Here is an 11,984-nt window from a genome sequence, read left to right on the forward strand (position 1 = left end):
ATACCCGGCTATGCAATATATTTATTTATTAAGCGTGCTCTATATCGTCGCTGTATTCTTCTTCTACACTTCTCAACTTGGTTTTGATAGAGCTTACTACTTTATCTTTTAGGCTAGCGAGATTGTTAATCTCATCTGCTGCTTTATCTTTGATAGAATCGCCAAGATCTTTTAATGATTGGCTTAGTTTATCACGGGTTTCATCACCTTTATCTGGTGCGAATAAAATTCCTAAGGCTGCACCGGCAGCTAAGCCTGCTAAAAGCGCAACTACAACTTTTGAGTTATCATTCATAATCAATTTATTTTAAGGGTTTAACAATGATGTACAATATAAAACTATTACATTATTTATTGTTAAGCTATATTATAACTCACTATGCTCATTATTTGTTTTAATTCTTTCCAATCTTTCTGATGCCAGTGTACTGGTTTCGTAAATCTTAACAAGCAATATAAAATAAGATAACAGTAGCGGACCAAAAACAAGGCCCAGTATTCCGAACAAAGGGATACCAATAATTACGCCAATTACGGTTATTATAGGATGAATATTGCCAACTTTTTTTGCAATCATAAACCGCAGCACATTATCGATATTGATAATAACTACAAAACCAAAAATAAGCATGGCCCAGCCTGCAAAATTATTCCCGTTTGCGATCTGCAAAATCGCGGCCGGAACAAAAACGACAGGAGGTCCTAAAACAGGCACAAAAGAAATAAATGTTGTAATTACGCCCCAAAACACAGGATCTTTATAACCCAAAACATAAAATGACAGGCTTACGAGTGAACCTTGAACAAGACAAATTAACCCCTGCCCCAATACATTTGCATAGGTTGTATTCCTCATTTCATCGCCAAAGCGAAGCGCATTCTGCTCTCTAAAAGGTGCATATTTAACAAGCGAAAATTCGAATCTTTCCCGTTCTATCAACATAAAGTAGAGTAAAAAGTACATAACTAACAAGCTTAATACAATATTTACTGCACTCGATAGTAAAGAAGGAAAAAGATCAGTAGCCCAATTGCCTAAACGGTTTAACCCTTCCTGAATAAGTTCCTGATTGATTTTAAAAGGAATAAGGTGTTGTAATTTAATCAGCAGGTTCTTAAAAAAAACCTCATTATTCTTTAGTTCCGAAATTTTACTGATCACCATGCTGCTTAACGCATAAAATGGCATTACAATCAGTATGATGGATATAGCGATGAGGAAAATAGCCGTGACTCTTCTGTTCCACCCCTTGTTTTCAGCCAAATGGATATAGGCTGGCCGCATGATCGTATAAAGCACCAGCGTACTTAAAATAGCACTAAAAATACTCTGCAGGGAGTATGCGATTAATACGCCGAGCGCAATAATAATAACCAGATTAATGTTATTGCGCTGCTTATAAGAAAATACTGACATTTCTGGACAATAAGGTTATTTCTTTAAATGCTAAAATGGCTGGTTTTGTTTTCCCGATTTAAAATTTATGTCCCCTTACTAAAATCAATAAATTTGATTTTATTATAAAGTGTTTTTCTGTCGATGTTTAATAATTTTGCGGCCTTGGTTTTGTTAAAATTAACTGTTTTCAGCACTTCTAGAATTGTATTATATTCAGCTTCCTTAGTAGCGTGTCGCAAATTAAGTGATTTGTCATGATTTAATGCCAGCGGAAAAAGGGTAACCTTTTTTTCATTCGGTTTCTTCCGATAATCAGTCATACCAAATTCCAATGGTAAAACCCGGGGCTCTATCCAATCGCCATCAGTTAATAAAGCAATGCGCCTAATTACATTTTTCAGCTCGCGTACATTACCCGGCCAATTGTATGCCAGCAAACATTTCTTCACCTCATCAGAAAAGCCTTTAATTTTTTTATTTAATTCCTGGTTTACGGTGGCCAAAAAGTGTCCGGCAAAAATCAGGATATCATGGTCACGATCTTTCAATGCCGGTACATGTATCGAAAATTCATTAAAGCGGTGATATAAATCTTCCCTGAATGTACCTTTTTGAATCGCTTCCGCTAAATTTTCATTGGTGGCTACTATAAGCCGCACATCAAGATCAATTTCCCTTGTACTTCCAATCCGCTTTATTTTCCGCTCCTGTACTGCCCTGAGCAAGGTTGCCTGGATCTCGTACGACAAATTACCGATTTCATCAAGAAATAATGTGCCACCATTAGCTTGCTCAAAGTGACCAATCTTCGTGAAGGTTGCTCCGGTAAATGCGCCTTTTTCATGTCCAAAAAATTCGCTGGCGGCTAGCTCTTTAGTTAAAGAGCCGCAATCCATCGCAATAAAAGGCTGTTCACGACGAGAACTATTAAAGTGAATGGTTTTGGCCACACATTCTTTTCCTGTTCCACTTTTCCCCGTTAAAATAACGGTATAACCTGTTGGTGCAATGAGCTGGATCTGCTTCAGTAGAAACACCGAAGCATCGCTCTCTCCATTTATATACTCTGGGTAATTGATCACATCGGAAATAACATTACCACCGGCTTGTTCAAAATTTTTAGGAGATTTCAGTTTTCCCTCTGTTTCCAGGGCTTTATTGATGGTATTTAAAATTTCATCCGGGTAAAGCGGCTTCACAATATAATCGTAAGCACCAAGTTTTATCAATTCTACAGCAAGCTTAATGTCTGAATAACCTGTGATAATAATTACACTGGTGTTTGGATAGTTTTCTTTAATGTAAATTAAAATTTCTTTCCCATCAATATCATCTAAACGATAGTCACATAACACCAAATCGAAACGCTCCTTTTCAAGCGCTTGCAGAACCTTTTTACCACATGTTACATTGGAAACTTCAAATCCTTTTTTGGTTAAAAACTTGAAGAGCAATAAGCCGATGCTAATTTCATCGTCAACAATGAGTATCTTCTTTTTCATGAGCAGCGTTGTTATCATCAAAACCCATATGTATGAACAACATATACAGTTAATAATTAAATAACATAATTACTCAAAAAAATTTGTATTGAAAAGGCTTTGCAACATTTTTGTTATACAAAACACCAGATTAATACTACACCTTTACTACTTTCCTGAAAAATTTGGTTTTCTTTTTTCAAAAAATGCAGTTACACCTTCTTTAAAATCGGCCGTTTCGAAACATCTGCCAAATGCTTCAATTTCGGTAGCATAACCATTGTTATGATTTACCGCGGCAATAACAGCTTTTATTGCAGCCGAAACAGCTAATGGTGCGCGTTGCTTAATGACATTCAATATCTCTTCAGCTTTGCTCATCAGATCAGGCTGAGGAACAACGTAATTTACAAGTCCTATTTTTTCTGCCGCTGAAGCCGTAATCATGCTTGCAGTTGTAATCATTTCTATTGCCTTGCCTTTCCCAACCAATTGGGTAAGGCGCTGGGTACCTCCATAACCAGGAATCAAACCCAAAGTAACTTCCGGTAAACCCAACTTCGCATGGTCTGAAGCGATACGCATGTGGCAGGCCATAGCCAACTCCAACCCTCCACCTAAGGCAAAACCATTAATTGCGGCAATAAAGGGTTTTGAAGAATTTTCAATAGCATTAAAAACCCGATCGTGACCAAGTTTGGCTAAATCTTCTCCCTGCTTGCCACTATAATCAGAAAATTCTTTAATGTCAGCCCCTGCAACAAAGGCTTTTTCGCCCGCACCTGTTAAAATAACGCCTCTTACCTGATCCGTTTTATCTGCATAAGTGATTACATCCGCCAGTTCTGCCAAAGTATCCTTGTTTAAAGCATTTAGTGCCTTTTCTCGATTGATGGTAATGTATAAAATGTTCTCTTTTAGTTCTGAGATTAAATTTTGATATGACATAGCTTAGAAATTTCTGTTTTCTGTTACCCAATTCTGAATATATTCTACAATACTGGCCATCGTTGTACCTGGAGGGAATAACTCCCCAACTCCCATAGCTGCCAGTTTCAACCGATCTGCTTCGGGTATAATCCCACCGCCGGTTAATAACACATCATCTAACTGTTTTTCTTTCATAAAATGAATAATTTTTGGAAAAACCGTCATGTGTGCACCCGATAGAATAGAAATTCCGATGGCATCAACATCCTCCTGAAGCGCCGTGTTCACCACCATTTCCGGTGTTTGGCGCAGTCCGGTATAAATGACTTCCATGCCAGCATCCCGTAAGGAAGTTGCAATTACTTTAGCCCCCCTGTCATGGCCATCTAATCCAACTTTAGCTACTAAAACGCGGATAGGCCGATTTAATACTTTGCTCATCATTCATATTAAGTTGATGTAAATGTATCGATTTTGGCGCTCAAATTAATCATTAACTAAAACAAGTAGAATTACGCTAATCTTTTTACATTTGCATTCCTAATTTACAGGTTTTTATGAGTGAAGAAAAGTCATTGAACTTTATTGAAGAAATTGTTGAGAACGACTTAAATAGTGGTAAGTATGAAACTTTGGTTACGCGTTTCCCGCCTGAACCCAATGGTTATCTACACATCGGCCACGCGAAAGCAATATGCTTAAATTTCGGACTAACACAAAAATACGGCGGTTATACCAATCTGCGTTTTGACGATACCAATCCGGTTACAGAGAAAACAGAATATGTAAACAGTCAGCAGGAAGATATCAGGTGGTTGGGTTTTAACTGGAAAAATGAATTATATGCCTCAGATTATTTCGATGAGTTGTATGGCTTTGCCATTAAGCTGATCGAAAAAGGTTTGGCTTATGTTGATGAGAGTTCTGCAGATGAAATTGCAGCTTTAAAAGGCACACCAACAGAACCAGGACAGGACAGCCCATACCGTAACCGCAGTATTGAAGAAAATTTAGGCATTTTCACGAAAATGAAAAATGGCGAATTTGCAGATGGCGCTTATATTCTGAGGGCAAAAATAGATATGGCCAGTCCGAATATGTTAATGCGCGATCCGATCATTTATCGCATTAAACATGCCGAACATCACCGTACAGGGAACAAATGGTGTATTTACCCCATGTACGACTTTGCTCATGGACAAAGTGATAGTATTGAACATATTACCCATTCAATTTGTACATTAGAATATGTTTCGCACCGCGAACTGTACGATTGGTTTATTGAAAAATTAGAGATTTTCCCCTCAAAACAATATGAATTTGCCCGTTTAAACCTGACCAGTACGGTAATGAGTAAGCGTAAGCTGCTTCAATTGGTTAACGAAAACCTGGTAAATGGATGGGACGATCCGCGCATGCCTACCATTAGTGGTTTGCGCAGGAGGGGTTTTACACCAAAGAGTATTCGTGAGTTTTGCGAACGTATTGGCATTGCCAAACGCGAAAACTTAATTGAGCTCAGCTTATTGGAATTTTGCATCCGCGAAGATTTAAACAAAACGGCTAACCGGGTAATGGCAGTTTTAGATCCGATTAAACTGGTGATTACCAATTACGAAAAAGGAACTGAAGATTTAATCGGCGAAAATAATCCTGAAGCAGAAGATGGAGGAGGTACACGTATAATTCCTTTTAGCAATGAACTTTGGATCGAGCGCGAAGATTTTATGGAAGTGCCGGCAAAAAAATGGTTCCGCCTGGCTCCTGGTGCAATGGTACGCTTAAAATTCGCTTATATTGTTAAATGCGAAGATTTTGTGAAAGATGAAAACGGAAACGTTACTGAAATCCGTTGTACTTACATTCCCGAATCGAAAAGCGGAAACGATACCAGCGGCGTAAATGTTAAAGGAACCATCCATTGGGTAAGTGCTCCACATGCCAAAACTGCCGAAATTCGTTTATACGATCGTTTGTTTACTTCAGAAACACCAGATGCTGAGGAAGGCGACTTTAAAGACTATTTAAATCCTGAAAGTTTAACGGTATTGCCAAACGCTTATATTGAGCCAGCATTAGCCGATGCAGATTTGGATGGCCGTTACCAGTTTATCCGTAAAGGTTATTTCTGTTTGGATAAAAATTCTACCGCTGATAAATTGGTTTTTAATAGAACAGTAACCCTAAAAGATACATTTAAGAAGCCAAACTAGTTTTTGCTTTTTTTGGCCACAGATAGGCACAGATGAACACAGATTAATGTGATTTGTCTGTGCTTTTTTGTTAGTTCACTGGTTCATTAGCCATTAGTAACCTGTAGAGCTAGATAATTCCATGATCCATTTTACATCTTCCATCTTTTAATATTTCGTATAAACATTATAGAGCACCAAAATATCTACTGGTGTTAAGGTCGGCGTAATATCACTCTGAATAAAGTGGATTTTGAAAGCGGTAATTGCAGCAGGGAGGTTGCTGGTATCGTAACCAATGTATTTCAGGGCCATTTCGGTATTAAAATCTGCTGGTGGGTTTTTCAGTATGTCATCATACCAATAACCGAAGCCTTTATCGGCCAGTTTTTTCCATGGGAAATTTTTAGGATCGTTTTTACGTTTAGGTGCAATATCTGCATGACCGATGAAATTTGCGGTAGGGATGTTATATGTTTTTTTTAACGTGGCCAGTAATTTTAACAAGCTATTCATCTGCGCATCCGGCCAGGGGTCGGTTAAGCCATTATTATCCAGCTCAATGCCAATTGATGAAGAATTAAGATCAGTATCTTTTCCCCATTTACTCACACCGGCATGGTTTGCACGTAAGTAATCATTAACCATATGCACCACTTTACCGTCGCGACTAATTACATAATGCGCGCTGGTACCTGCTTTGGTCGAAAAAAATGTTTTGATGGTTTGCGCCAAACTATCCTGAGCCGTATGGTGGATCACCACAAAATTTGGTTTACGTATGCCAAAATTTACAGAACCAATCCATTGCTGATTTGCTGCATTTAACGAATCGTACAATTGCCCGGCGGGAGGTACCGTTCCAATAATTTCTGCAAAACCTTTTGCTTTATCTTTATAAATTTTTTCTGTTGCCGCATACCTGCTGGTGGTGCATGAGGCTAAAATCATGGTCAGAGAAAAAGCAGTTAAGATAGATGTTTTATATAAATTAGAAAACAGCATAGGTATGTTGATTAAAAAAATGAAGGTACAAAGTTATGCTAAACTTCGCCCAATGCATCAAACTTTATACAAAGCTTTCAAAATTTACTAATTTAGCAGCCATATACTTTAATATGAAGAATTTACACAGATCAGCCCTGTTTTTATCAGCAATAGCCATCTCGGCAGGCGCTTTGTCGTCTTGTACGGGTAATAATAAATCTAATGATGAAAAGACTGTGGTAGTACAAAAAGATAGTCTTACCGATTATGTTGCACAACGGTTACCCATCTATGAAAGGGTAAAATTAACCACCAATATTAACGGGCTCAGCATTAACGACCGTAAAATTTTGCCTTTGTTAATTCAGGCGGCAGAAATTATGGATCAACTGTATTGGAAACAAGCTTATCCACAAAGAGATAGCCTGCTGGCCACCATTAAAGATGAGAAAACACGCGATTTCGTGAATATTAATTATGGCCCCTGGGACAGATTAAATAACGATAAACCTTTTGTTGAAGGTGTGGGCCCCAAACCAGAAGGAGCATTCTTTTATCCATATGGAATTACAAAGGAAGCTATAGAAAAATCAGATCTTGAAGATAAATTTGGTGCCTATTCCGTGATTCAAAAAGACAGCACAGGCAAATTATCAACCGTACCTTATCACGTACTATTTGCTGCAGAATTACAAAAAGCGAGCTCTTTGCTAAAACAGGCTGCTCTGGTTGCGGACGATGCTGGTTTAAAAAAATATCTAAATTTAAGGGCCGATGCTTTGGTAACTGATAATTTTACGGCAAGTGATTATGCCTGGCTGGATATGAAAACCAATGGTTTGGATCTCATTATTGGCCCGATTGAAAATTATGAAGATAAACTCTTTAATGCCCGTACCAGTTACGAAGCTTATGTTTTAATTAAAGATAAAGAGTGGAGTAAACGCTTGGCCAAGTATGTAAAAATGCTTCCCGAATTACAAAAAAACCTGCCTGTTGCAGCAAAATACAAAACGGAAACACCCGGAACAGACTCTGAGTTAAACGCGTACGACGTTGTTTATTATGCCGGAGACTGTAATGCCGGATCTAAAACCATTGCGGTTAACCTGCCAAACGACGAAAAAATTCAGCAGGAAAAGGGCACGCGCCGTTCGCAGCTAAAAAATGCCATGCAGGCGAAGTTTGATAAAATTCTGGTGCCGATATCAAAAGAATTAATTGAAGCAGACCAGCAGCAGTACATTAAATTTGATGCTTTTTTTGCAAACGTCATGTTTCATGAAGTAGCGCATGGCTTAGGAATTAAAAAGACCATTACCGGAAAGGGTTTTGTTCGTGCTGCATTAAAAGAACAATACAGCTGGCTGGAAGAAGGCAAAGCCGATATTTTAGGTTTATATATGGTAACCGGCCTGCTCAAAAAGGGCGAATTGCAAGGTGATATAAAAGATTATTATACCACATTTATGGCTGGGATTTTACGTTCTGTACGCTTTGGTGTTTCTGAAGCACATGGAAAAGCAAATATGCAGTGCTTCAATTACTTTCAGGAAAAAGGGGCTTTTGAGCGTACAGCCAAAGGCACTTACAAAGTAAACTTTGAAAAATTTGCATCTGCCATGAACGATCTTAGTGCCTTCATTCTTACCCTTCAGGGTAACGGCGATAAAGCTGCAGTAGAAAAAGCACAAAAAGAGAAAGCAGTGATCCATACAGCGCTACAAACAGACCTGGACCGGTTAACTAAAAAGAATATTCCGGTTGATGTGGTTTTTGAACAAGGTGTTGATGTGTTGGGTGTGAAATAAAGGATTTCTTTTACTAAGCAACTTAAAGGCCATAGATAGACGAGTTAACACTTGTTGTCTGTGGCTTTTTTATTTATTAGTTTATTTTTCCTGCAGCGTCTGGTAACGATGAACTGGCAATTCGTTAATTGTTCTAATTCGTTATTGACAAACTGCAAACAGACAACTAATTAATGATTCCTGATTTGCCGAGTTCCTTAAGTGCAAATCGTCATCCTGAACTTGTTTCAAGATCTACCAACAAGCGTAGTTCTTCTTTTGAAAATAGGAGATATCTTCACTCTTTAAAAGATTCTGAAACAAGTTCAGAATGACGTAACGAAATAAATTTTGCATTTACGTATCGCCATAGTTAGTTGAAACAAGTATAAACATTGATTTAAACGGAGCTGTATTGATTTTTCAATCTTTACACCTCAAATTTACAACAAGACGCTCAATTTTGGCCTTTTTCAAAATCCATGTAACCTTTTTAAAAAACGGACGTCTTATCTATAACTAAACAATTGGAACCTTTCGCTTCCGGCTAAACTTTAAAATAAGCAGGTCATTAAACTGAAAGTGCATGCACATGCGGTACAGGAATTTTTTTGCCCATTTTTTAAAGAATAAATACCTAAACATGAAAACACTATACAAAATAACATTTACCGTTATACTTCTCTTTACTATTACAATAGGTTTTGGGCAAACAAGTCCTAAACCAAACATCAGCGGAATAATTTTAGATGAAACTAAAAAACCTGCAGATTATGTTACCGTTGTACTCTTTAAAGCATCTGATTCCAGCGTAGTTAAAACGGCATTTACCGACCCAAGTGGAACATTTAATTTCACTATTTCGGGCAAGGGGAGCTATTACTATAAAGCCAGTAATATGGGCTATCAAACGTTTAAAAGTAAAACCATTGTTTTAACAGAAGATAATCAGAAAGCAGATTTCGGAACTGCACAGCTTATTGCAAGCACTCAAAACTTAAAAGAAGTGAATGTAGCCCTAACCAAACCCTTAATCGAAAGAAAAATGGATAAGATTGTGATGAATGTTTCCAATAGTGCGATTATGACAGGCGCTACTGCGCTCGAAGTTTTACAAAAGGCACCAGGTGTAACGGTAGATCAGAATGATAAGATTTCGATGATGGGCAAACAGGGGGTACTCATTCAATTGGATGGTAAACAAACTTATATGAGCAGTGCCGATGTGGCTAACCTCTTACGCAATATGCAGAGTTCAGACATTGAAAGCATTGAATTGATTACCAATCCATCTTCCAAATACGATGCATCAGGTAACTCAGGAATTATTAATATCAAAACCAAAAAGAATAAAAACGGCGGCACAAATGGCAGCTTAAACGGATCTTTAGGTTATGGTAAAAACCTAAGGGGGAATGCAGGTTTAAACCTGAACCACCGTACACAGAAACTTAATCTTTTTGGTAATTACAACTATGGCAAATTTGAGCGCGATAACCTGATCGCTATCGACCGGATTTCGAACGGTACACCCGATACCTACTTTATGCAAGTGGGTAAGAGCAACAGAAAACAATATAACAATAACCTTAAGGCAGGATTGGATTATTTCATCGACAAAAAAAATACCATTGGCATATTGGTAAATGGTTATTTTAACCATGGGACTGAAGCCTCTGCTAACAATACCTTAATTGGCCCATCCTTCCAAAAAGCAGATTCGAGCCTGATCACCAATTCATTGCAGACAAACAAATACAATAACGTTTCTTACAATTTAAATTATAAATCTGTTCTGGATACGGCGGGTTCAGAAATCTCGGCAGATGTAGATTATTCCAGATATAAAGGAAATGATGGTTCTGATTATGAAAATGATTACCGGTTTCAAAATGGAGACCGAATCCGCCCGGTCATTTATACCAGGAACAACACCCCTTCCATGATTGATATTAAAGCATTTAAAATTGATTATAATGTTTCCCTAACCAAAACGGTTAAACTCGAAGCCGGGCTTAAAAGCAGCTGGGTTAAAACAGATAATGATCTTCAGGCAGAAGAGTACGTCAATAATATATGGCGGAACGACATTAAAAGAAGCAATCAATTTGTATATGACGAAAATGTAAATGCAGCTTACACCAATGTAAATAAACAGTTTAAAAATACCAGTGTACAAATTGGACTGAGGGTTGAGCAAACCAACTCGAAAGGGAACCTGATCACCAAAAATACCGTTGTAGAACGAAATTACTGGGATTTCTTTCCAACGCTCTTTGTTCAGCAAACGCTTTCAAAAAACAATCAGTTAGGGTTTTCTTACAGCAGAAGGATAGACCGTCCGAGTTATGACGCTCTAAATCCATTTATTTATTATCTGGATGAATTTACTTACAGCAAAGGAAATCCATTTTTAAACCCTCAGTATACACACAATTTTGAGCTGAGTTATACCCTGTTGCAAAAATACATGCTCTCGATAGGCTATAGCAGGATTAACGATGTAATTGCTGAAGTAATTTTGCCTGATGCAGCAAGCCAATCGTTATATCAGACCAATGCAAACATTGCCACCAACATTAGCTACAATGCCAATTTAAATGTACCGCTTCAGCTTACCAAATGGTGGCAGACCAATAATAACCTAAATGTTTTTTACCTTAGTTTTGAAGCGCCGGATCTGGCAGGGAGCGCTTTAAAAACCGGAAAAACATCTTTCCAGTTTAAATCACAGCAAACCTTTACCATTATGGATGGCTTTACTGCAGAGATAAACGGCAGTTATGAATCGCCACTAGATTACGGAACACTCAGTTTAAAAGCCCGTTACTACATTGACGCAGGTTTGAGCAAATCGCTGTTCAATAAAAAAGCAAGCTTGAAACTAGCCTTATCAGATGTATTTAATATGTCTGAAAATAATTTATCAAGCGCTTATCCTGGTTTAACCTACGCTTTACACCAAAAAAATGAAACCCGAATCGGCCGGATCAGCTTCACTTATCGTTTTGGCAAAAATGAAATTAAGCCGGCCCGCCGCCGCTCTACAGGCACTGAAGCAGAGCAGGGAAGGATGAAGAATTAGTATCCATAGCCACGTCATCTCGACTGAAGCGCAGCACAACGGAGAGATCTGCTAAGATAGATTTAGCTTCGCTGAGCACTACATGGTTCTCGGCTGCGTTGCACTACGCTCGAAATGACG

General features: G+C 38.1%; 9 protein-coding genes. 3 read left to right on the forward strand and 6 right to left on the reverse strand.

Translation table 11 applies throughout. The annotated features are described in order from the left end of the window. Positions 1–28: 28 nt before the first annotated feature. The 5 genes from ABEG20_RS17490 to ABEG20_RS17510 form a co-directional block, all read right to left on the reverse strand. Positions 29–295, reverse strand: a complete 267-nt coding sequence (locus ABEG20_RS17490) for a YtxH domain-containing protein (protein WP_406824538.1) — start codon at positions 293–295, stop codon at positions 29–31. Between the two features lie 72 nt (positions 296–367). After that, positions 368–1,417 (reverse strand): AI-2E family transporter, encoded by a 1,050-nt coding sequence (locus tag ABEG20_RS17495; RefSeq protein ID WP_406824539.1) that lies wholly within the window; start codon positions 1,415–1,417, stop codon positions 368–370. A gap of 65 nt (positions 1,418–1,482) precedes the next feature. After that, positions 1,483–2,901 carry a sigma-54-dependent transcriptional regulator gene (locus tag ABEG20_RS17500; RefSeq protein WP_406824540.1) on the reverse strand — a complete coding sequence of 473 codons (1,419 nt, stop codon included), beginning with the start codon at positions 2,899–2,901 and terminating at the stop codon, positions 1,483–1,485. Positions 2,902–3,048: 147 nt separating this feature from the next. Continuing rightward, positions 3,049–3,828: an enoyl-CoA hydratase/isomerase family protein gene (locus ABEG20_RS17505; protein WP_406824541.1), complete on the reverse strand. Its 780-nt coding sequence runs from the start codon at positions 3,826–3,828 to the stop codon at positions 3,049–3,051. Between the two features lie 3 nt (positions 3,829–3,831). Then, entirely contained in the window at positions 3,832–4,254 is a 423-nt protein-coding gene (locus tag ABEG20_RS17510; protein WP_244278738.1) for a cobalamin B12-binding domain-containing protein, read from the reverse strand. Positions 4,255–4,367: 113 nt separating this feature from the next. On the opposite strand from ABEG20_RS17510, the gene ABEG20_RS17515 reads away from it, so the two are divergent. Continuing rightward, on the forward strand, positions 4,368–6,023 hold the full coding sequence (locus tag ABEG20_RS17515) for a glutamine--tRNA ligase/YqeY domain fusion protein (RefSeq protein WP_406824542.1): 1,656 nt from the start codon (positions 4,368–4,370) through the stop codon (positions 6,021–6,023). Between the two features lie 147 nt (positions 6,024–6,170). Here the strand turns inward: ABEG20_RS17515 and ABEG20_RS17520 are convergent, their stop codons facing one another. After that, entirely contained in the window at positions 6,171–7,007 is an 837-nt protein-coding gene (locus tag ABEG20_RS17520) for an N-acetylmuramoyl-L-alanine amidase (RefSeq protein WP_406824543.1), read from the reverse strand. 113 nt (positions 7,008–7,120) lie between these two features. Here ABEG20_RS17520 and ABEG20_RS17525 point away from each other — a divergent pair, with 113 nt between their 5' ends. Both ABEG20_RS17525 and ABEG20_RS17530 read left to right on the forward strand, forming a co-directional pair. Next, positions 7,121–8,800, forward strand: a complete 1,680-nt coding sequence (locus ABEG20_RS17525) for a dipeptidyl-peptidase 3 family protein (protein WP_406824544.1) — start codon at positions 7,121–7,123, stop codon at positions 8,798–8,800. Positions 8,801–9,422: 622 nt separating this feature from the next. Further along, the gene (locus ABEG20_RS17530; protein ID WP_406824545.1) at positions 9,423–11,864 is read left to right on the forward strand and encodes an outer membrane beta-barrel protein; all 2,442 of its coding nucleotides are present in this window, start codon (positions 9,423–9,425) and stop codon (positions 11,862–11,864) included. Positions 11,865–11,984: the final 120 nt, after the last annotated feature.

Origin of the sequence: Pedobacter sp. KACC 23697 (assembly GCF_045348445.1) — a bacterium.
Classification (GTDB): domain Bacteria; phylum Bacteroidota; class Bacteroidia; order Sphingobacteriales; family Sphingobacteriaceae; genus Pedobacter.